Source organism: Pseudomonas emilianonis (assembly GCF_023072625.1).
In the GTDB taxonomy this organism is placed as follows: Bacteria; Pseudomonadota; Gammaproteobacteria; order Pseudomonadales; family Pseudomonadaceae; genus Aquipseudomonas; species Aquipseudomonas paraveronii.
Genome location: NZ_JAKNRV010000010.1, coordinates 1 through 22,271, shown reverse-complemented (window position 1 = coordinate 22,271; position 22,271 = coordinate 1). Strand labels below are relative to the sequence as shown.

Sequence of the window (22,271 nt, the reverse complement as noted above, 5' to 3'; positions counted from 1 at the left end):
TGCGCTTAGAATCGCGTGAACTCGCTTTCGTCGGGACCTGCGCTCTTGAGGAAGTTTTTCTGCTGGACCGCTCGCGGTGCCCGCGCCACTGCGCGCGATACGCTGTTTGCCGGGCTAGGCTTGCCAAGTGTGACGTTCGATGCCCGATCACCCACCTCCAGCGTGAAAAAGCTCATGGCCTGCTGCAACTGTTCGGCCTGGGTACTCATTTCTTCGGCGGTGGAAGCGAGCTCCTCGCTGCTGGAGGCATTTTGCTGAGTGACCTGGTTGAGTTGGTTCATTGCCGAATTGATCTGCGATACGCCGGCTGCCTGTTCTTCGGAGGCGGCCGTGATTTCCTGGACCAGATCGGAGGTCTTGTTGATCGAAGGCAGCATCTCGCCAAGCAGACGGCCCGCCCGTTCGGCCATTTCGACACTGCTGGTGGATAGCTCGCCTATTTCCAGAGCGGCCACCTGGCTGCGTTCGGCCAGTTTGCGCACTTCGGCCGCCACCACTGCGAAGCCCTTGCCATGTTCGCCGGCTCGCGCCGCTTCAATGGCTGCGTTCAAGGCCAGCAAGTTGGTCTGGTAGGCGATGTCATCGATGATGCTGATGCGTTGCGCGATTTTTTTCATCGCCTGGACCGTCTGCTGAACCGAGTCGCCTCCGTCCCCGGCTTCCTTGGCCGCCTTGCTGGCCATGCCGTCGGTTATCTTGGCGTTCTCGGTGTTCTGGTTGATGCTGGCACTCATTTGTTCGATGGACGCGCTGGTTTCTTCGACGCTTGCAGCTTGTTGGCTGGTGGTCTGGCTGATGGACTGGGCTGTAGCGCTGACTTCCTCCGACGCGCTGGCCAGACCGTCGGCGGCATTGCGCACCTCACCGATAATCTGCGAAAGCTTGCCGACCATTGCCTGCATCGCCGTGAGCACCTGCCCGGTTTCGTCCTTGGAGCCACCTTCGATCTTCACGGCCAGGTTCCCTTCGGCCAGTTGGCTGGCGACATCCACGGCCCTTCTCAGCGGGTTGGAAATGATGCGTGAAATAAACAACGCAAGCGCGATGCCCACCAGCAAGGCCACGAGTACCGCGGCGATGATTGACAGTCGCGCATTCGCGTAGATTTCGTTACCGCGTTGATTGGCTGCCGTCGCCCCGGCGTCGTTGAAGTCGATAATTTTTACCAGGTCGCTGGCGACTTGTTCGAAGTCGCGTTTCGAGTCCCCTTTGAGAATGGCGTTGGTCTGTTCCTTCGCACCCAGTCGGGACTCGGCCAACAGGTTCTTGCTGGTGTTGAGGTAGCTGCTCCAATCGTTCTTGAACGTATCGAGCAACGCTTGGTCAACCGGGCCTGAGACCAGCTCTTTTTCATAGCGCGCGATGCGGGTATCGACTTCCTTGCGAGCATCGACGGCCTCCTGTTCATATTGCGTCTGTTCTGTCGGACTGTCGGCCATCAGATGGCGCAGTTCCTTGATCCGATAGTTGGCGACAAAAAAACGGATGCCAGAGGCAACCCGCACTGAGGGCAACCAGTTGTCGCGCATCTCAGTGGCAGTCTCGTTGACCATGCCCAGTTGGATGATGGCGAACCCGCCCGTCAGGGCCGTCAGCACCAACACCAGCAAAAACGACGTGATGAGCTTGGTGGCTATTCTTAAATCGTAGAACCATTTCATTGAAAGGCCTCTCCATGTGCGGTGCGGTCGGCTTAATTGCCGGTATTGTTATCGTTCAACGAATAAACAGCGGGCTGCCCGGGTTTACGCCGGGCACGTTTCCTGGTGGTCGGCGGGTTGATTGACGTTGACTCGTCTGCTGGGCGATGGCCGCTACTTCATTCACCATCGCCCGTCGTTCTGGCGTAGGCTCAGCAGCCCCAGCCCCAGCGGGGCGTGAGTCGCTCAATAGCGGGGCGCACACACCACCGGCGGCGGATATGAGCGGTAATCGGAAAAAAGCGCCTGCCTGAGGAAGGGGCTGCAAGTTGCCGTATGACGACATAAGTTCCTCCCTGAATCAGTAAACCTCGATCCTTCTCACATCCCTATCGGCCCAGGCCAGGATCAACTTGAGCGCAGAACAGGTCAGTCGTCGGCCAGTGGCAAAATAGTTCAGTTTTACAGGGGCGCTCAGTAACGGCAGTAATGTTGCACTGATCATTTATATAATCGGTCGTCGACCAGCGGCGGAAGCGCGTTATATAAAAAGCCCGCAACCGCAGAGTGATAATCCTTAAGAATCACGAGTGCCTCCTAGCTTCTTTGTACTATCCAGGCTTCTAAAGCCTTGGAACTCATAGGTTTTGCTATCAAGTAACCCTGCGCTTCAGAGCATCCCCACTGTGTTAAAAGCTCTAGAACTTCTTCGCTTTCTACACCTTCTGCAACGACTCGGTAGCCGAGGCCCTTCGCCAGCTCTATCAGGGTTTTAACCAGTTTCTTATCATTTTTATTGGTGCACAGCCCACTGATCAGCGACTGGTCAAGTTTAACGGTGCTGGCCGGAAGTTTCTTCAAATACGCCCAGTTACTGTAGCCGGTGCCAAAGTCGTCAACGGCGACCGCTACACCAAACTTACGAACGCGCTCCAGTTGCCGGATGACTTCTTTCGGGTTGGTCATGAGCATACTTTCGGTAAGCTCAACTTCAAAGTCGGCAGGTTCCAGGCCGTGTTTTTCGACTTCATGAATCAGGGTGTCTACGAACTCGGCGCTTTCCATGTCACTGACAGTAATATTCATCGCTATCAGCAGGCGCAAACCTCGCGCTTTCCAGGCCACCGCTTGCTGGATAATGGCTTTGAGCACCCATAACCCAATGGAGGCTATCAGCGCTGTTTTTTCAGCCAAGGGGATGAATTCAGCGGGACTGATGTTGCCGAGTACCGGATGCGTCCAACGTATCAATGCTTCTACCGAATGGCATGTTCCCGAGGGTAGTTTGATTTTTGGCTGATATACCAGACTGAACTGTCGGTCAGCGTTGACCGCCTCCGGCAACGCACTCAACAGCATAAAAGCCCGTTGTTGAGCTGCATCAAATTGCGGCTCATAAAGAAACCATCCGAGCTTGCGGTCACGGGCCTCATCCGCAGCGCTTACCACCAGGCGTAGCCAGTCCTGCTGGAGCTCTTGGGATTTTAAAATAGGCAGTACGCCAATCCCTACTTGCATGGGTATGGGGATGCCGTGACACGCAACCGGTGTTTTGAAGTTATGCAGAATATTTTCGCAAATGTGCTCAGGCGTCTGCTGCTCCTTGAGAATGAAGCCAAATCGCGTTGGGCTGATTTTATAAAGCAAGCAGGTATCGGGCAGCAGTTTTTGTAGGCGCGACTTTATGGCCAGGATCAGGTCTTGTGCAAAAATATAACCCAGCGCTTTCACGATATCGTTGAGGAATTTCGGCGCAATGACGTCGATCGCATAAACCTCGCACGTACTTTTCACCCGGATCGTTTGATGGATATCCTCCTCAAACTTCAGTCGATTAAATAGCCCTGTGGGTGGGTCTACGAAGTTACGAGATCGCATATGACAGATACGCATCATGACCAGTTCCGCGAAGCCATTGAGCATGTCAACGTCGAGCGCGCTCATGGGTGTGCGGGCGGCGGTGTCGATGATGCAGAGACTTCCCAGGGTAAAACCATCTTCGGTAATAAGTGGCGCACCGGCGTAGTAACGAATATACGGCGCGCCAGTAACCAAGAGGTTGTCTTTAAACCGGGTATCAAGGCTGGCGTCCAACACCTCCAACCGCGAATTATCCAACGTCGAGTAGGCGCAAAAGGAAACCTCTCTTGGCGTTTGGGTTGCCTCCAGGCCAACCCGCGCGCGGAACCATTGACGATGTTCATCGACGATTGAGATCAGCGTGATCGGCGCGTTGAAATACGCAGAGGTCATTGCGACGATTTTGTCGAAGACTTCGTCGGAGTCGCCGCCCGCGGGGCAAAATTTCGCGACCTCTTTTAGCCTTTCAGCTTCATTCGACGGAATGGGAGCGCCTTCGCCCATGATGACCCTCGCAATTGCTTGGTTCTGCCTAAAGGTATCAGGCGGTGATGTCATTATGATATCATTTTTTTATTCGCTGAATCGCTCAAAGGTCTGCGCGTCGGTGGTCTCCCGTGGCGCTCTTCCACGAGCAGTGCCGGCTCCATCAGCAAGCACATGCTCGTTGAGCGTTTGGCCAGACGCTGGATCGGTACGCATCAACGATGCGGCGCAAGGCCTACAACGGCTTGCCCCCATCAACGCACCTTCGCAGGTCAGCATAGACAACAAGTGAGGCAAAACCAGCGTCGGCCCAAGCGGGTTGACCTGGACCATTTCCTGGAATGCTTTCTCTTCTATCGTGCTATAGCTCTTGGAAGCTTAAGATTGAGCTACAGTTCGAGCAAAGAACCAGTAGTTAGTCTGAGGACACACTCAAAACGATATATACAAGTTGGCGGTTAATCGCGATTGAAGGGTTCTATTCTCCTAGAAAGATCAATGTTCAGTCGTGTCCGACTTCCAGCGCTGTGTAGAAGGTTGCCAGGCGTTTTGCACGCCTTTCAAATGTTCTTAAGCACTGTCAAAGACCGAGGTACAGGGACGTATGGCCCGCGACACACTGGCAATAGTTGACGACGATACGTTGCGAACCCTCGAGAGCGTGCTCAGCTGTCTGTCAGTTGCGGTTGTGGCGCTGGACCGAGCCGCCCGTGTTGTCGCTGGCAATCGCGCGTTCTCACATCTGCAAATTCAAAATGGTGTTTCTCCGGCTGCGGGCGGCGAGTTTATCGCCCTCCTGCGGTCCGAAGACCATGGCGTTTTTTACGCGGCGCTGGAACAGGCAGCGGGGAAAACGCGAGCTGGTTTTTCGGCGCTGAGCAGGGGCGCGTGCGGGCTGGACATCGCCTTGACGCTGTGGCGCGAGGATTATTTTATTGTCGAGGTCATTGCCCGCCAGGGACCGTCGGTCGCGCAATCCGATACCGAAAGCTACTCGCAGATTCCGCTCAGGTCGATTTTCGATTCCTCCGGCACCGGCCTCGCACTGGTGTCGCTGGACGGTCGTTGGCTACGGGCCAATGGCGTCATTTGCAGCCTGCTTGGGTATAGCGAAGCGCAGTTGCAAAACACCACGTTCATGGCACTGACCCACGCCGAAGACCGTGAGGTCGGCAAGCAGTTGATCGACGAACTCAAGCGCGGTGAAAGGCCTGGGGCGACGCTGCATAAACGCTGTATCCGTCGCGACGGGCGGGTGGTGTGGGTGCGGTTGACCGTGGGGCTGGTGCGGGACGATCAAGGGCAGCCAATCTGCTTTGTGTCCCAACTGGAGGACATCACCGAGAACTGGCAGCTTCGCGAAACACTGATGGGCAGCGAACTCAAATTTCTCACCCTCGCGGAAAATTCACCCAACATCATTGTTCGTTACGATCGCAACCTGCTGCGCACTTACGTCAACCCGACATTTTTGCTCTTGACCGGCATGTCTTACGACCAGTCGATAGGCGCTAGCCCTGGCGAGGACGCCGGGGACTATCTCAACCATCTGCAACATGTCGTCGCAACAGGCGAAACGGCGCAATTCCTGGACAGTTGGACCTTCGCGGACAGTACCGAGTCTCTCAGTTGTGCGGTCAGCCTGATGGCCGAGCGCAGCCATACCGGCGAGGTGGTCGGCGTGCTGGCATTGGCCCACGACATCACGGAGTTGCGCAAGCAACAAGTCCTGGAAGACGCGCGCTTGGGGATTTTCGAAAAAATGTCGACGGGTGCCCCCCTCGAGGAAACGCTGGGGCTCCTTGTGGGTTATCTGCAATTGGCCTTGCCCCACCGGTCCTGCAGGGTGCAGCTCGGCACTGGCACTGTGATGAATCAGGCGTCTGCTGTCGGCTGGTCCGAACCGATCGTGGACAAACAAGGACACATTCTCGGCACTTTCGAGTTGTCCCAGTCGCCCGGCACCGGGCCGGATGAGAGCGACATGCTGCGCGTGCGCCAGACGTGTCACATTGCGGCGATTGCGATCGAACGCTGGCGATCAGAGTCGTTACTTCGGGAGCGCGAGCGCCGTTATCGTGACATTTTCGACCACACCCTGGACATGCTTTGCCTGCTAGAAATGACTGAGGTCGGTTGCCTGCGTTGCGTGGAGGTCAACCCCGCGTTGTTACGCGCGCTGGGCAAAGCTCATGCCGATGTTATCGGTGAGCCCCTGGAGCCGATCTTTGGTCGGTTGAGCGCGCAAAAAATCCAGGCACTGTGCGAGCAATGCACGAGCGCCGGGCGGGTGGTTGAGTTCGATGAGGGCATGATGCTTCGCAACGAAGTTCGTCAACTGCACTTTACGCTGGTGCCCGTAGCGGATTCGGGGCGTGTGGCTCCGCAGATATTGGTGATCAGTCGCGACATTACCCTGTTGACAAGGGCCAGGCAGAAAGAACTCGGACGCCAGCACGATATCAGCGCCCTGGTCGAAAACAGCCCGGATGCTATCGCTCGTCTGAGTGCTCATGGCGAGGTGCTCTACGTCAATGCGCAACTGCGCAAATGGGTGGGCGGGGCCTGGCCGGAACTGATGGGAATGCCCATGGATGCGGTGGCGCCCCTGAACCACCAGTCTCAGCTGTTTCGCGAATTGGTGGCCCAAGTGATTCAGGAAAATAAAGCGACGGAGCAAGAGTTTTTTCTCTCGGGGTTGAAGGCCGCACCCAAAGTGGTGCTGATCCACTTTGTGCCGGAGGTCGACGGCCAGCGGGTCGTCAGCGTGCTGGCGGTGGGGCGCGACATTTCCAAACTGCGTGCTGCCGAGCGCCGCCTGGCCAACTCCAATGCACAACTGCGCGATTTGTCGACCCGCCGCGAAACGGCGCGGGAAGAGGAGCGCAAACTGATCGCCAGGGAGATCCATGACGAGCTGGGCCAACACTTGACGGCACTGCGCATGGGGATATCGCTGCTGAGGTTTCAGTTCGGCGCCTCCACACCTGAGCTGACCCCGCAGGTAGAGCGGCTGATGGTGCTGACCGATAAGACGATCCAGGTCGTGCGCGATGTCTCTACCAGTCTGCGACCCTCCGCCTTGAACCTGGGGCTGGTCTCCGGCCTTGAATGGCTGACAACCGAATTCGTCAGCTTGACCCGGGTTCCCTGCGTGTTGCACCTGCCTTTGATTCCCCTGACGCTCCCCGATACGCACGCCACCGCCGCGTTTCGCATCGTGCAGGAGTCGTTGACCAATATCGCGCGCTACGCCGAAGCGACACAGGTCAGCGTCACCCTGAGCCCGCAGGAAACGCACTGGCTGCTGGAGGTCCAGGATAACGGCAAGGGGTTTGACCCGGACGCTGTCACCCGCCAGACATTGGGGTTGGCCGGGATGCGTGAACGCGGCCTGATGTTGGGCGGCAAAGTGATCATTTTCAGCCATCCCGGACAGGGCACTACGGTGCAGGCGTTCATTCCGATGCACAAGGATACGTATTGATGATTCGCATGCTGATTGCCGATGACCACACCATCATGCGCGAAGGGCTCAAGCAGTTGTTCACGCTGGTCGCCGACGTCCAAGTGGTGGCCGAAGCCGAGAGTGGAGCGCAAGTGATCGAACTGTTGCGCCAGGTCGAGATCGACCTGCTGCTGCTCGACATGAATATGCCGGGTATCAGCGGCGAAATTCTGATTGCCCGCCTGCATGCCCAGTACCCGAATCTGCCGATCCTGGTGTTGAGCATGCATAACGAAATCCACATCGCGCAACGCGCACTGCGCGCCGGTGCGCTTGGCTACCTGACCAAGGACCGCGACCCCGAGACCCTGTTGATTGCCATGCGACGCGTGGTCAGCGGTCAACGTTACCTGGACCCTGGGCTGGCGGAGCAGATTGCCCTGCAGAGCAGCGGCTTGAAGCAACAGACCTACGTTGAAAGCCTGTCCGATCGCGAGTTCCAGATTCTGCGCTTGCTGGCTCATGGCATGAGCGTCAACCAGATTGCGGGGCAGTTGGTCATCAGCAACAAGACGGTCAGTACCCACAAGACTCGGCTCATGGAAAAAATGGGCTTCAGTTCTACGGCGGACATTGTTCGCTTCGCCATGACCCTGGGGATTTCATAGTCAGCGCCCTTGGGTAGGGATTTTCCTACCCGGGTTCCCGGTATCCCTACCCCAGAATAGGGATGGTCTGATGGCTGGCGTGCCATTACTGAGCCATCATCCTCCTCAAGCAATCTAACTGCCGATCAACCGGTGATGAGAGGCTTTGACTGGGAGACAGACCGTGAACGAACAGACCACACCCCCCTCGGCTGCTTTGACACTGTTTCCCGTGGCCTTGGCCGGTCTGCTCGGTGGGCTGGCGATCGCTTACAGCAATGGTTTCAGCGCCTGGGCAGTAGGGGCGGGGAGCGTGTTGTTGGCGTTGTGTATCGGCCTGGGCCTTTGGGCAAACAGGGGCTACCAGGCGCACTGGACCCGACTGCGCCAGCAGCTCGATCAACCGGCAGAGACCTCGGCGACATTGGCCGTCGATAACGGCTTGGCAGATGTGTGTCTGAGCGTACTTCCGATCTGGTCCAGGCAGATTGAAGCGGCTCGACTGATCAGTGAAACGTCCATCCTCAAGCTCAGCGAACGTTTTGGCACGCTGTCATCAAACATCAGCAACAGCGTAGCCAGCAACGGCGGGCAAGACGCTTCCCAACAATTGGTCGACTTGCTGGAAGTCGGCCAGCGTGACCTCAACTCCATCGTTCTGGCCTTGCGCTCCGCGCTCTCGAATAAAGAGAACGAACTCAAAGAAGTCCTGCAACTCTCCGGCTTCACCGAGCAACTTCAGCAGATGGCCAAGTTTGTCGGTGACATCGCCAGTCAAACCAACCTGCTTGCCCTCAACGCTGCCATCGAAGCCGCCCGAGCCGGTGAGGCGGGGCGAGGTTTTGCGGTGGTTGCCGATGAAGTGCGCAAGTTGTCGAGCATGTCCGGCGAGACCGGGCGCAAGATCAGTGAAACCGTCAATACCGTCAACGCGGCCATTGCCCGCACGGTGCAAATGTCCCGCCACCACGCCGAACAAGACACCTTGACCCTCGCCGACTCGGAGCGCGTGGTCTCGCAGGTCATTGAACATTTTCGCGGTACCGCCCAAACCATCGTGCGCAACAGCCATGACTTGCAGCAGCAGAGCGCCAACGTCGCCGACGAGATTGCCCAGGTGCTGGTCGCCTTGCAGTTTCAGGATCGCGTCAGCCAGATGTTGACGCTGATTACCCGCGACCTGGGCAAGCTAGAGCAGCAACTGGACGAGCGCCAAGCATCGAGCCTGAGTGGGCATGCGCTCACCCCGATGGCCAGTGACCGTTGGCTGCAAGAGCTTTCAACGGCTTACACGATGCCGGAGCAACACGCCATTCATGGCGGCAACACGCACGCCAAGGCTGACGCCAGCGAAATCACCTTTTTCTAGAGGAGCTTTTCCGATGAGCAAAACCATTCTGATTGTCGACGACTCGGCCTCCATCCGGCAGGTGGTGAGCATCACGCTCAAAGGCGCGGGTTACGACGTGATCGAAGGCTGTGATGGCAGAGATGCACTGAGCAAGCTCGATGGACGCAAAATCCACCTGATTGTCAGTGACGTGAACATGCCAAACATGGACGGCTTCAGCTTCGTCAAGGCCGCCAAGCTACTGCCGGCCTACAAGTTCACCCCGGTCATCATGCTGACCACCGAAGCCAGTGATGCGATGAAGCAGCAAGGCCAGGCTTCCGGTGCCAAGGCGTGGATGGTCAAGCCCTTTCAGCCCGCGCAAATGCTCACCGCCGTCTCCAAGTTGATCCTGCCATAGCGATGGCCAGCGACCGCTGACCAGGAGGTTTCCATGAAAAGCACCGTCCCGATGCTGCGTCGAATCCAAGTCATGGAAGGCCCCCTGACGATCTACACGGCCACTGAACAAAAAGACCTGTTGTTGTCGTTGTTTCCGCTGGCCCATGAGGTCGAGTTGGACTTGTCCAATGTCGACGAACTGGACAGCGCCGGTTTGCAATTGTTGATCCTGATCAAACGCGAGTCGCTCAAAGGGAGCACGCAGCTGTTGCTGAGCAACCCGAGTGTGGCCGTGACCGAAGCAATACGGCTCAGCGGTCTTGACGACTACTTCGCCAATCCGCCTTTCGCTCAGTCGCTTGGAGCATGATCGTATGAACATGGATGACGTGCTGCAGACCTTCATTGCGGAGAGTCGCGAGCTTTTGTTGCAAATGGAAGATGCGCTGCTGCAGATCGAGAAGTCGCCGCAGGACCTGGATACCATCAACGGCCTGTTCCGTGTGGCCCACACCATCAAAGGCTCGGCCGGCTTGTTTGGCTTGATGCCCATCGTGGAGTTCACCCATGTCGCCGAAAGCGTCCTGGATCGGGTACGCAGCCTGGAAGTGCGCGTCGACGAGGCGTTGAGTGCGTTGTTTCTCGACGCCCGTGACCATATTGGCCAATTGATCGACCTGCTGGCCGAGGATGGCAACCTTGATCGATTGGACGAACCGTTGCAGGTCCAGGGCCAACGCCTGGGTGAGCGGCTCGCTCTGTATCTGGAAGGCTCGGTACCGACTGCTTCGCCCGCGCCTCAACATAATAGGCCTGCGGCGGATGACCGCGGCGACAGTCCCGGCCACTGGCATTTGTCCCTGCGCTTTGGCCCGGATGTGTTGCGCAACGGCATGGACCCCTTGGCGTTCCTGCGTTACCTGAGCACGTTGGGGCGTTTGCTACATACCGTCACCCTGTTCGAGGCGTTGCCACCGATAGCCTCAATGGACCCGGAAACCAACTACCTGGGGTTTGAGCTCGCGCTGGCCAGCGACGCCTCCCGGGAGGTCATCGACGGCGCCTTTGATTTTGTTCGCGATGACGCGCTCGTACAGATCCTCGCACCGCAAGCGACTGTCCAAGCGTGTCGCGCGCATCTCGACGCGTTGCCCGAAGACAACGCCGAGCTGCTCGAGCTGCTGGTTCGTTGCGGCACATTGACTGAATCCCAGGCCTTGCTCGTCGCTCAAGAGGGCGAGCAAGCACCGGCCGAGACGCACGGCGAGCTTGATGCACCGCAGGATTCGATCACGCCGCTGATCAAGGCCGCCAAGAGCGCGGCGAGCAACGAAGGCAATCTGATTCGGGTCGACGCGGCCAAGCTGGATCAACTGATCAACCTGGTCGGCGAGCTGATCATTGCCGGTGCCGGCGCCAACCTGGTGGCGGTGCGTAGCGGGATTGGCGAGATGATCGAAGCCACCAGTCTGTTATCGCGGTTGGTGGAGGAGGTGCGTGACTCGGCACTGACCCTGCGTATGGTGCAGATTGGCGCGACATTCACGCGTTTCCAGCGGGTGGTGCGGGACGTCTCCAAAGAGCTGGGCAAGGACATCGTGCTGCACATCGGCGGTGGCGAAACCGAGCTGGACAAGACGGTCGTCGAGCGTATCGGCGACCCGCTGACGCATCTGGTGCGAAACGCCATGGACCATGGCATCGAGCCCGCGTCGATTCGCCTGCAACGGGGCAAGCCTGCCCAGGGCACGGTGCGCCTGAATGCCTATCACGAATCCGGCAGCATTGTGATCGAGGTGTCGGATGACGGCGGTGGCCTGGCCAAGGACAAAATCCTGGCCAAGGCCCGCGAGCGTGGCCTGGTGGGTGACGGCCAGCAACCGGCGGATAAAGACATTCTGAATTTGATTTTCGAGCCGGGCTTTTCCACGGCCGACCAGGTCAGCAACCTGTCGGGCCGAGGCGTGGGCATGGACGTGGTCAAGCGCAATATCACGGCTTTACGCGGCAGCGTGAGTCTCGAGAGCGAAGAAGGGCGGGGCACGACGGTACGGATTCGTCTACCGCTGACGCTGGCAATCATCGACGGTTTTCTGATCGGAGTGGGCAAGGCCTCCTATGTCATTCCGCTGAACATGGTGGAGGAGTGCATCGAGCTGGCGCCTGGGCAGGGGGCCGAAACCGGCTACCTGGACCTGCGGGGAGAGGTGCTGCCGATCTTGCGGCTACGCGACATGTTTGACGTGCAAGAGCCTCGAGGTAACCGCGAAAACGTGGTCGTCGTGCAATACGCAGGCATGCGTGCCGGCTTGGTTGTCGATCGCTTGCAGGGGGAGTTCCAAACCGTGATCAAACCATTGAGCAAAGTGTTTGGTGAGGCCCATGGACTGGGCGGGTTCACCATCCTTGGCAGCGGAGCTGTCGCCCTGATTCTGGATATACCCAATTTGTTAGGACTCGTTGCCAAGGACGCCACCCACCGCTCGATTCAAAGTCCTTTATCGACTCAATGAAGCGTCATCAGGAGTTCCTCGCCATGACCGTTATCAGAAACATCATGTTGTTGGTTTTCACGGCATTGCTGGGTGTCGTCGTGTTGGGCGGCACCAGCTTATATCTGGCCGGTGAAATCAATACGAGCGCCAGTTATGCCAACGTCAACACAGTGCCCAGCTTGCTGGGAATAGATCGTGCCGCAGCGGCCTTCACCGACCTTCGCGCCTTGCAATGGCAGCGCTTGAGTGATTCCGAAAAAAATAGCGTCCCGAGTTACTCGCAGAGCGTGGCACAGAATCTCAGCTCAATCGGCAAAGCCCTGGATCAGTATCAGGCCGAGTTGATTACCGACGATCATGACGCGTCGCTGTTGACGCAACTGCGCGGGCGTCTGGGTGAGTTCACCACCTTACAGGCGCATTTCGACAAGTTAATCGATGGCGGTGATCACGCCTCGGCTCGCACCTTGATTGAGGCAAGCCAGCCCTTACAGGCCTCGGTGCTGGCGACGATCAATGACATGCGCGACTACAACCTGGAGCTGGGTCGCAAGGGCCAATTGCTCGCCACCGCCACCGAGCAAAAAGCGCGCTACATCATCCTGTTGGTGAGCGGCCTGACCCTGTTGGCTAGCGTACTCATCGGAGGCTTGCTGGGGCGTAACCTGATGCGCCAGCTCGGTGCTGAGCCTTCGGTGGTTCGAGCCTTTGCTGCACGTCTAACCGCCGGCGAGCTGAATGCAAAGGCGACGCTCAAGGCGGGTGACACCACCAGCCTGATGGCGAGCATGCAGCGGTTGGGAGCGGGCTTGAATGAATTGACCGTTGAGATGGACCGTATGTCCAGTGAACACGATAAGGGCGACATCGACGTACAGATCGATGCCGGCCGCTTTCATGGTAGTTACCGTTCCATGGCCCAGGGCATCAACGATATGGTCAACGGCCACATCGCGGTCAAGAAAAAAGCCATGGCGTGTATCCGCTCCTTCGGCGAAGGTGATTTGTCGGCACCGCTTGAGCGATTCCCTGGCAAAAAAGCCTTTATCAACGAGAACATCGAGCAACTGCGGGCCAATATCCTGGCGCTCGTCGAAGACACCCGCCAGATCAGCGACAGCGCGCTGATCGGCAAACTGGACACCCGTCCTGACGTTGCAAGGCATCAGGGTGAATTCCGCAGCATCATCCTGGGTATCAATGGTTCGCTGGATGCGATCATCGTGCCGATTACCGAAGCCATGGATGTGTTGTCGGCGATCTCCAGTGGCGACCTGACCCGGACCATTACCGGCGACTATCAAGGCAAGTTCCTGGAGCTCAAGCACTCAGTCAACGGTACCGTGGAAAAACTCTCGGAAATCATCGGCGAAGTGCGCGGCTCGGCTGACTCTCTGTCCAGTGCTTCTGAGGAGATCTCCGCCACGGCCCAAAGCATGGCTCAATCGGCGTCCGAACAGGCCGCATCGGTGGAGCAGACCTCGGCGTCGATGGAGCAAATGTCGGCGTCCATTGCCCAAAACACCGAAAATGCCAAGGTCACCGACGGCATGGCAGGCAAAGCCAACAAGGAAGCCTCTGAAGGTGGTCGAGCCGTGAAGGACACTGTGGCGGCGATGAAGACCATCGCCGAAAAAATCGGCATCGTCGATTCCATCGCCTACCAGACCAATCTGTTGGCGCTCAACGCGGCTATCGAAGCGGCGCGTGCCGGCGAGCACGGCAAAGGGTTCGCGGTAGTGGCGGCAGAAGTGCGCAAATTGGCTGAGCGTAGCCAGATTGCCGCGCAGGAAATCAGTGAAGTGGCCAAGAACAGCGTGGCCTTGGCTGAACGGGCGGGCAACCTGCTTGATGAGATTGTGCCGTCGATTGCCAAGACATCGGACCTGGTGCAGGAAATCGCGGCCGCCTCGGAAGAGCAATCCATCGGCTCCGAGCAAATCAACAGCGCGATGTCGCAGATGAGCCAACTGACGCAGCAAAACGCGTCGGCATCCGAAGAGCTGGCGGCAACGGCCGAGGAGATGAGCGGCCAGGCCGAGCAGTTGCAGGAGTTGATGGGCTTTTTCACCGTACAGAGCAAGCGTGCCGGGCGGGCGGTCTCGATGCCCGTCGTCAGCCGTGCGGCGTCCACGTTTGACCAGGATAGCCGTTCGGCGGAGGGCGGTTTCGTCCGCTTCGGGAGTTGACCCATGAGTGCCTCAGCCGTTACGCCAGGCACTTGTGAGCCAGCGCTGCAAGTCGATGAACCCTTGCAGTACCTGACCTTCCTGGCTGCTCAGGAAATGTATGCGGTCAACACGCTGAGTGTTCGCGAAATCATCGAATACAACCAGGTGACAACCGTGCCGATGATGCCGTCATTCCTGCGAGGGGTCATTAACCTTCGCGGTTCGGTGGTGCCGGTCGTAGACCTCAAGGCGCGGTTTGGCAAGGGGGTGACGGTATTGGGCAACCGAACGTGCATCGTCATTCTGGAGGCGGCGAAGGAGGGCGAGTCCCAGGTCTTGGGCGTGGTGGTGGACTCGGTCAGTGAAGTGATCGAGATACTCGATATCGATATCAAACCCGCCCCAGCTTTCGGCAACCATATTCGTACCGACTTCATCCGGGGGATGACCAAGGTGCGAGGCGAGTTTGTCACGCTGCTGCAAATTGAGCATGTTTTGTGTGTCGATGAGATGGCCGGCTTGATGTGACCGTGACGCATACGGGCGCGCCTCCAGGCGCGACCGGAAAGTAATTGATCCGAGGTGAATCATGGCGCTATCCATCGAAAGTCCACGCAATTCCACGGCCTCAAGCCCCAGCCAATACCTCACCTTTGAGCTGGGCAATGAGATGTTCGCCGTCGGCACACTCAATGTTCGAGAGATCATCGAATATGGGCCGATTACGAGCGTGCCGTTGTTACCCCCCAGCATACGCGGCGTGATTAACCTGCGAGGCGCCGCGGTGCCGGTACTCGACCTGGGCGTGCGCTTTCGCGGCGAACGCACGGTGCAGACCTCAAAAACCTGCTTTGTGATCCTTGAGGTACAGACCAATGCCGTGCGCAAGCCGGTGGGCATCATTGTGGATGCGGTCAGCGAAGTCCTTGAAATCGCCGAGCAGGACATCGAACCCTCGTTGAATTTCGGTACCGATGTCAGGGCCGATTTCCTGTTGGGTATCGGCAAACTGGAGAGCGGTTTCGTGCTGCTGCTGGACATCGGTCGGGTGTTGTCCCTGGAACAGGTCGATGCGCTGGCAAGCCTCGAACCCTCGGGCACGTCTTTATGAACGTGATTCTCTCCGACGCCGAGTTCCAGCAATTTCGCAACCTCATTCATCAAATCGCGGGCATCAGCATGTCGGATGCCAAGAAACAGTTGGTGAGCGCTCGGCTCGCCAAGCGCCTGCAAGTGTTCAAGCTCAATACCTACGGCGCTTACTACAAGGTGTTGATGAAGGACAGTACGGAACTACAGGTGGCGGTCGACATGCTGACCACCAACGAAACCTACTTCTTTCGCGAGCCCAAGCATTTTGACTTCCTGCGCGACGTGGCGCTTCCCGAACTACGCGGCAGCGGGCCTTTGCGCGTATGGAGTGGCGCCTGCTCAAGCGGAGAAGAGCCCTATACCCTGGCGATGGTCCTGGCCGACAACCTCGCCGGCCGGCCCTGGGAGATTGTGGCCTCGGACATCAGCAGCCGCGTGTTGGACAAGGCCCGCGAAGGGCGTTACCCCCTGGAGGCTATACGCGGGATACCCGAAGCGCTGCTCAACAAATATTGCCTCAAGGGTGTCGGCGCCAACCACGGTTGCTTCATTGTCGACCCGGCGCTGGCGTCGCGGATCGATTTCCAGGCCATCAATTTGAATAATCCGCTGCCCAAACTGGGGATGTTTGACGTGATCTTCCTGCGCAACGTGATGATCTATTTTGACAGCGATACCAAAGTCCAAGTCGTCAAACGGCTGGTCAGCCACCTCAAGCCCGGCGGGTACTTTCTGGTGAGCCACTCGGAGAGCCTCAATGGCGTCACCGATGAGCTGCGGCTGGTCAAGCCTTCGATCTACCGGAGGCCACATGCCTGACGCCCGTGAGGTTTTCCTTAATCCCGGCGATTGGTTTTTCGGCGCAGGCGCGATTCGGTTACGTACTGTGTTGGGCTCGTGTGTGGCCCTGGTGTTCTGGCACCCGCGGCATTTGTTGGGCGGCATGTGTCACTACTTGCTGCCTCGGCGCGCAGCGGCGAATTCAGGTGTCCTGGATGGTCGCTACGGCGATGAGGCGCTCAAATTGTTGCTCGGTCGAATACACGCGAGCAACGCCAAGCCAGCCGAGTTCAGAATCAGCGTATTTGGCGGTGGCAACATGTTTCCAGGGCTTGTGCGTCCGGACAATCACTACGTCGGGCAACGTAATGTCGAGCAAGCCAGGCACCTGCTCGAGTTACATCAGTTGCACTGCCAAAACTTCCACGTGGAAGGCGTGGGTTATCGGACCGTGGTGTTCGATCTTGCCAATGGCGACATTGCGCTCAACTACCTGGCCCTGCCGCAACCCCCCAGCAGCCCTCATGGAGAGCGTGCGACATGAGCCTTATCAAAGTGTTGATCATTGATGATTCCGCCGTGGTACGTCAGGTGCTGACCGCGACCCTGGGACAAGACCCCGCGATTGAGGTGATCGGTGCGGCGGCGGACCCGGTGTTCGCCATGGACAAAATGAACAAGCAATGGCCGGATGTCATTGTGCTGGACGTCGAGATGCCACGGATGGATGGCATTACGTTCCTCAAGAAACTGATGGCTGAACACCCCACGCCGGTGGTCATCTGCTCCACGTTGACCGAGAAGGGCGCGGCCACCACCATGCAGGCACTGGCTGCCGGTGCGGTCAGTATCGTGACCAAACCACAACTGAATTTGCGCCAGTTTCTGACCGACAGTTCCGATGAGCTGGCCGGTGCCGTCAAGGCCGCCGCCCGGGCCAACATGAAGCGTATGGTGCCCTCCGGGGAGCGAGCCCCCGCCAAGCTGAATGCCGACGTCATACTGCCTGCGAGCACTCAGGCAATGGCGCGCACCACCGAAAACATCGTCGCCATCGGTACGTCCACGGGCGGGACTCAAGCCCTGGAGCTGGTGTTGACCGCGCTGCCCAGGGTGTGCCCAGGCATCGTGATTGTGCAGCACATGCCCGAACACTTCACTGCGGCGTTTGCCGAGCGCCTCAATCGGCTGTGCGAGATCGAGGTCAGAGAGGCCAAGCATGGCGACCGAGTCATTCCGGGGTGTGCCCTGATCGCGCCCGGTGGCCGGCACATGTTACTCAAGCGCAGTGGTGCCCAGTACCAGGTTGAAATTGTCGACGGCCCTCCCGTCAGCCGACATCGCCCTTCGGTGGATGTGCTGTTTCGTTCCGTTGCCCGCAGTGCCGGGGGCAACGCGTTGGGCATCATCATGACGGGCATGGGGGACGATGGCGCCCGTGGCCTGAAGGAGATGCACGACAACGGTGCCCACACCCTCGGCCAGGATGAAGAGTCGTGTGTGGTGTACGGCATGCCCAAGGAAGCCTTCAAGCTGGGGGCGGTGGAGCGTGAACTGCCCCTTGAGCATATTGCTGCGGCGATTCTGCAATCCATGCATCAGCGTCGTTGACTGTTCCGGCTGTAGGCCTGGCGCGCCAAATGAAGGCGAGGAGGTTCGCGGGGCGGCTGTAAAAGACGCTAAGCCACTGGGGATACACGTGTGCTCGCGTTATAAACGGGTTACATACAAGCCTGACATTGTTCCGTAGGATGCACGCGCCAGGACGGCGCTACATGGCCGATAGCCAGTCTCTCGGGCTCTTAGCGCGGTACGTGCCCAGGAGGGGCCTTTTTGGCCCTCCTGTGCGCGACCAAGCGTGCTTTGATTTATTCGACGGGACCTGCGTTTATATGTCGAAATTTGAAACTGGCGATTGTCCGGTGGCCTTCAGGCAATCGAAGAAAGTGATACTGGCGACAGTCGTTGGCAATGGCCTGGTGATCTACGACTTCACGGTATACAGCTTTTCTGCCGTGATCATCGGCAAGCTTTTTTTTCCATCGGACAGTTCCTTCGCCTCGTTGCTGATGGCGTTGCTGACGTTTGGCATCGGTTTCGCGATGCGCCCGCTGGGCGCAATCGTGATCGGCAACCTTGCAGACCGCAAAGGGCGAAAAGCCGGTTTGAATGTCACCAATTTATTGATGGCAGCCGGTACCGCCTTGATCGCTTTCATGCCGACTCATGCCTCTATCGGCGTCACCGCAACGGTGTTACTGGTCGTCTCGCGGTTGCTGCAGGGGTTCGCGACCGGGGGAGAGATCGGGGTGTCGTCGGTGGTGCTGATGGAGCTGGCGGCCCGCAATCAACGCTGCTATCTGGTCAGTTGGCGTTCTGCCAGCCAGGCTGCTGCGGTGTTGGTGGGGGCTGTCGTCGGTGCCGCAACGACCTCGTTGCTGACGCCCGAGCAGTTGCTGGCCTGGGGCTGGCGCATCCCTTTCGTGCTTGGGCTTTTGATTGCGCCGTTTGGGTGGTTCATTCGGCGCAATATGGTGGAGACAGCACGGCGCGGTATCCAGCTACCATCGCTGCGTGTCTTGCTGAAAAGCCACCGACCCCAGCTATTGCTGGGGATTTTGATGATGGCAACCCCCACCGCAAGCATCTACCTGATGGTGCTCTATATGCCGACCTATCTGGTCCGCACGTTAGGCATGTCGCCGAAGATGAGCTTGCTCTCGGCGTGCTTTTCCAGTGCGGTGCTGTTCATCGCCGCGCCATTGTTTGCCCGGCTCGCCGATCGGCTGCCGCGACGCAAACCCACCCAATACGTGACGATGATCGTCAGCATCCTGCTGGTTTATCCGGTGTTTCTCGCCTTGACCCATGGTGTTGGCGAGCTGGCTTCGTTGCTGATCATCGGCCTCTATTCGGCTATAGCGATGGGCAACAACGGTGTCGCCACCGTGATGATCATGGAGGCTTTTCCGGCGCATCATCGTGCCACCGGGATGTCGATGGTCTACAGTTTCGGCGTGACGATCTTTGGGGCGTTCTGTCCGTTTTTTGTGACGTGGTTGATCGGCGTTACCCAGAACCCAATGGCGCCTTCCTGGTATCTGCTGGGTGCGCTATTGGTCAGCCTGTTCGCATTAGTGAAGTTTCCAGCCCGCCCGCCGGCTCACTGATCAATCCAGCCGGCGACGTTACGGTTACCCGGCATCGCTTTGCCCATTCTCTGTGCCGCCATCAGGCGATGGTCCTGCGGCGCCAGGTCATAGCGGCGACGAAACGCGCGGGTAAACGCCGATGCGCTGTTAAACCCCAGGCTGTAGGCGATCTCGATCACCTGGCGGTCCGGATAGCGCACCAGTTCGTCTGCCGCTTCGCGCAGGCGGCAGTTGAGGATATAGCGGCCCAATCCACCCTCATGCTGGAACAGACGGTAGAGCGTGGCGCGAGGTAGCTGCATGGCCATCAGCACGTACTCTGGCGTCAACCAGGGTTGATACAGGTTGTTTTGCACATAACGCCTGGCTTTATCGAACATCGCGCTGCGCGCTGCCGCCCGCGCGTGCCCACCCAGCTTGGCCTGTTTCGAAAATGCCGCGAGCATGAGTTGAACGGCGGTATCGAATGTCGACGCGGCCTCGGCGCTGGTCATAGCGGGCAGTTTTCTTGAAAACGCCTCGACATGGTCGATCATCAACTGGGTCATAGGCGTCGTATTCTCGAAGACCCGCCCGTGGATCGACTCGGCATGCGGCAGCGCCGCGTCCACGACCGAGCGCGAGACAAAGAAGGTCAATACGCGGCAACGCCCCCGGTTCATTCTGATCGGCTGGTTCATGTCCATGGCAACGATGCTCGCGATGGCGGATGTGCCTTGTTCCTGTGGTCCGCCTCGAATGGACTCCATTGCGCCTTGGGTGAAGACCTGAAACACATAGTCCCGGACCTTGTCGGTCGAGATGCGTGCAATCGAACGGTCCAGCAACAAGGCGTCGCTCGAGCAGTCGGTAAAGACCCGATCACCCAATTTGTAGCGGTCAATGCTCGCGTTGAAGTGCGTGGTCGTTGCGTGGGAGGTAGGCAGCACGTCGATGACGTGCCCGACCCGATCACGCCAGGCCAGCAATTGGTTGGCAACCGGCTCGGCGCTGACCTCAAAGTGATCGTGGGCGTGCCTGGAGGCGAAGTGTTTAGGGGCGTATATGACTGAAGCTGATTTGTTCATGAACTCACTACAGCCCGGAAAGCCTAGGTTATCGACCCGTGAACAGGCGTTGGATCTACCCACTATATGTCCACGCTCCCTACCGGCAGCCCGTCAGGATGGAGGGTCGTTCTCCTTATAGCCGGTTTTTTCCTGAAAGTAATGACAATCCCTCTTTGTATCCAACTTGTTGCGTACTTTCAGGCGTCGGCAAGACCGGGGCAGGGCGCCTGAAAATAGTTGAAAAGTTGCAACGCAGGGTCAAGCCATCTGCAACGCGCTTGATAGATTGATACGAATTCGAATTTGACAGCGTTTATGTGCTTCGCACGCTGTGAAAGCGTGTGCTTGTTTCTCAAACAAAGTCCGGTCGGTATTGGCCTTGTTATTTTCGGCGCGATGATCTGAAAGGGCACTTTCAACCGGTGAGTACTTCAGGTGTTCACCCGATGGCCCCGACGTCTTGGCTGACACATGCTTGGCCGGCGGCTCAACGATGCGGCAGCCAGTTTTTACGCTGCAACGATGTATCAAACAACCTATTGAAGTAAGGAGTAACGGATGAGTTGCGCCGACTGGGAAGTAGGTTCGTTTGCGATCAATTTGACGCAGCCTGCTGGCGCCAACCCTCGGGAAGGCGCGGCTTTTTCGCTCGCGCAAATTGAAGTGGATAAATTGAACAATATCCACGCCGAGTCCGGAGTGGATTGGCAGAAAGTAGCCGATGCCTGTGTAAAAGTGCTTCGAGAAGAGGGCAAGGATTTTAATGCCGCGGTTTGGTTGTTATGTGCCTGGACCACCCTGCAAGGCGTTTCCGGCCTGGCGACCGGTGTGCATATATTGCGCGAAATGCTTGAGTTGTATTGGGAGACCCTGACCCCGCCGCCGGCTCGATTGCGTGCCCGGCGCAACCAGGCCGAGTGGATGCTCGAGTGGCTTGCAGTGAAGCTTGAAGGCAGCTTCGAAGCGGTGCCCGGAGAACAATTGGCGCAATTGCTCGAAGACTGGGACGCTATCGATAGCCAATGGCGGGATCGTGACACCGACGGCCCGAGCTTTTTTGCGTTGCGTCGTCGTCTATCGCAGTTGCCCGTGCAAGCGAGTGTCGAGCCGATACCCGTTGCGTCAGAGGCGGTTCTGCCGGCAGTCGATGCGCCTACGGCGATCCCGACGCCGGTTGCGCACGCCCCCTCGGCCCCTGTGCCGCCCCTGGTCCTCGCGCCGGTTCAGCCATTGGGCCGTCTGGAGAGCGATGAGGCCATCGAGAGCGCGGTCAATAGCGTATTTGCCTCGCTGGCGCCGCTGCTGGGGTTCTGTCTGGAGTCTCGAGCGACCTTGCCGTTGCTGTTTCGCCTCAATCGCCAATTGGCCTGGACGACCCTGGAGCAGGCACCTCCTGCGCAAGGCTACGCCACGCGCCTGCCGCCGCCTTCGGACGCGGAACTCGAAGGTTTCAGTCGCTTGCAAAGCGCTGGCGAGCCGCTGGACATCGTGCGCTTTTGCGAAGGTCGCTTGACGAGTTATCCCTTTTGGCTGGACCTCAATCGGGCCAGTCATGCCGCGCTCTTACGACTGGGTTCGGCGGCGATGGCCGGTGCCGCCAGCCTGGCCCTGGAAACCCGTCATTTTCTAGCGCGCTTGCCGTCGCTGGTCGAGCTGACATTCGCCGACGGCCAACCGTTCGCCGATGGCGCGACCCGCAGTTGGCTCGAAGGTTTGGCA

16 protein-coding genes and 2 pseudogenes are annotated in these 22,271 nt (G+C 58.3%); 15 read left to right on the top strand and 3 right to left on the bottom strand.

The window, feature by feature from the left end; genetic code table 11:
* Nucleotides 1-5: 5 nt before the first annotated feature.
* Nucleotides 6-1,661: a HAMP domain-containing methyl-accepting chemotaxis protein gene (locus tag L9Z73_RS02585; RefSeq protein WP_247396052.1), complete on the bottom strand. Its 1,656-nt coding sequence runs from the start codon at nt 1,659-1,661 to the stop codon at nt 6-8.
* Between the two features lie 576 nt (nt 1,662-2,237).
* Entirely contained in the window at nt 2,238-4,004 is a 1,767-nt protein-coding gene (locus L9Z73_RS02580; protein ID WP_247396086.1) for a GGDEF and EAL domain-containing protein, read from the bottom strand.
* 586 nt (nt 4,005-4,590) lie between these two features.
* On the opposite strand from L9Z73_RS02580, the gene L9Z73_RS02575 reads away from it, so the two are divergent.
* The 14 genes and pseudogenes from L9Z73_RS02575 to L9Z73_RS02510 all read left to right on the top strand — a co-directional run bounded on the left by L9Z73_RS02575 (nt 4,591) and on the right by L9Z73_RS02510 (nt 19,521).
* On the top strand, nt 4,591-7,473 hold the full coding sequence (locus L9Z73_RS02575) for a PAS domain S-box protein (RefSeq protein ID WP_247396051.1): 2,883 nt from the start codon (nt 4,591-4,593) through the stop codon (nt 7,471-7,473).
* Nucleotides 7,473-8,102, top strand: a complete 630-nt coding sequence (locus tag L9Z73_RS02570) for a response regulator (RefSeq protein ID WP_247396050.1) — start codon at nt 7,473-7,475, stop codon at nt 8,100-8,102. Before L9Z73_RS02575 ends, L9Z73_RS02570 begins: the two co-directional genes overlap by 1 nt.
* A 163-nt stretch (nt 8,103-8,265) precedes the next feature.
* Nucleotides 8,266-9,450, top strand: coding sequence for a methyl-accepting chemotaxis protein (locus L9Z73_RS02565; RefSeq protein ID WP_247396049.1), 1,185 nt, complete (start codon nt 8,266-8,268; stop codon nt 9,448-9,450).
* A gap of 13 nt (nt 9,451-9,463) precedes the next feature.
* A complete protein-coding gene (locus L9Z73_RS02560) occupies nt 9,464-9,832 on the top strand; it encodes a response regulator (RefSeq protein WP_247396048.1) in 369 nt (122 codons plus the stop codon).
* Between the two features lie 33 nt (nt 9,833-9,865).
* On the top strand, nt 9,866-10,183 hold the full coding sequence (locus tag L9Z73_RS02555; RefSeq protein ID WP_247396047.1) for an STAS domain-containing protein: 318 nt from the start codon (nt 9,866-9,868) through the stop codon (nt 10,181-10,183).
* A gap of 4 nt (nt 10,184-10,187) precedes the next feature.
* Nucleotides 10,188-12,326, top strand: a complete 2,139-nt coding sequence (locus tag L9Z73_RS02550) for a chemotaxis protein CheA (protein ID WP_247396045.1) — start codon at nt 10,188-10,190, stop codon at nt 12,324-12,326.
* Nucleotides 12,323-13,330: pseudogene (locus L9Z73_RS02545) on the top strand (MCP four helix bundle domain-containing protein); the annotation flags it as partial. The gene L9Z73_RS02550 and the pseudogene L9Z73_RS02545, both read left to right, overlap by 4 nt.
* A gap of 192 nt (nt 13,331-13,522) precedes the next feature.
* Nucleotides 13,523-14,497: pseudogene (locus L9Z73_RS02540) on the top strand (methyl-accepting chemotaxis protein); the annotation flags it as partial.
* Nucleotides 14,498-14,500: 3 nt separating this feature from the next.
* Complete coding sequence (locus L9Z73_RS02535; protein WP_247396043.1) at nt 14,501-15,007, top strand: chemotaxis protein CheW; 507 nt, start codon at nt 14,501-14,503, stop codon at nt 15,005-15,007.
* A 61-nt stretch (nt 15,008-15,068) separates the two neighbouring features.
* A complete protein-coding gene (locus tag L9Z73_RS02530) occupies nt 15,069-15,590 on the top strand; it encodes a chemotaxis protein CheW (RefSeq protein ID WP_247396041.1) in 522 nt (173 codons plus the stop codon).
* A complete protein-coding gene (locus tag L9Z73_RS02525) occupies nt 15,587-16,390 on the top strand; it encodes a CheR family methyltransferase (RefSeq protein WP_247396039.1) in 804 nt (267 codons plus the stop codon). Before L9Z73_RS02530 ends, L9Z73_RS02525 begins: the two co-directional genes overlap by 4 nt.
* Nucleotides 16,383-16,895 (top strand): chemotaxis protein CheD, encoded by a 513-nt coding sequence (locus L9Z73_RS02520; protein ID WP_247396038.1) that lies wholly within the window; start codon nt 16,383-16,385, stop codon nt 16,893-16,895. The genes L9Z73_RS02525 and L9Z73_RS02520 overlap by 8 nt, the downstream gene beginning before the upstream one ends.
* The gene (locus L9Z73_RS02515) at nt 16,892-17,962 is read left to right on the top strand and encodes a protein-glutamate methylesterase/protein-glutamine glutaminase (protein ID WP_247396037.1); all 1,071 of its coding nucleotides are present in this window, start codon (nt 16,892-16,894) and stop codon (nt 17,960-17,962) included. The genes L9Z73_RS02520 and L9Z73_RS02515 overlap by 4 nt, the downstream gene beginning before the upstream one ends.
* Before the next feature lie 281 nt (nt 17,963-18,243).
* Nucleotides 18,244-19,521, top strand: coding sequence for an MFS transporter (locus L9Z73_RS02510; RefSeq protein WP_247396036.1), 1,278 nt, complete (start codon nt 18,244-18,246; stop codon nt 19,519-19,521).
* On the opposite strand, the gene L9Z73_RS02505 is transcribed toward L9Z73_RS02510, so the two are convergent.
* Nucleotides 19,515-20,570, bottom strand: coding sequence for a helix-turn-helix domain-containing protein (locus L9Z73_RS02505; protein ID WP_247396035.1), 1,056 nt, complete (start codon nt 20,568-20,570; stop codon nt 19,515-19,517). The two genes, L9Z73_RS02510 and L9Z73_RS02505, sit on opposite strands and share 7 nt — an antisense overlap.
* A gap of 540 nt (nt 20,571-21,110) precedes the next feature.
* Here L9Z73_RS02505 and L9Z73_RS02500 point away from each other — a divergent pair.
* A partial coding sequence (locus tag L9Z73_RS02500; protein WP_247396034.1) for a type VI secretion system domain-containing protein occupies nt 21,111-22,271 on the top strand: 1,161 nt, incomplete at its 3' end.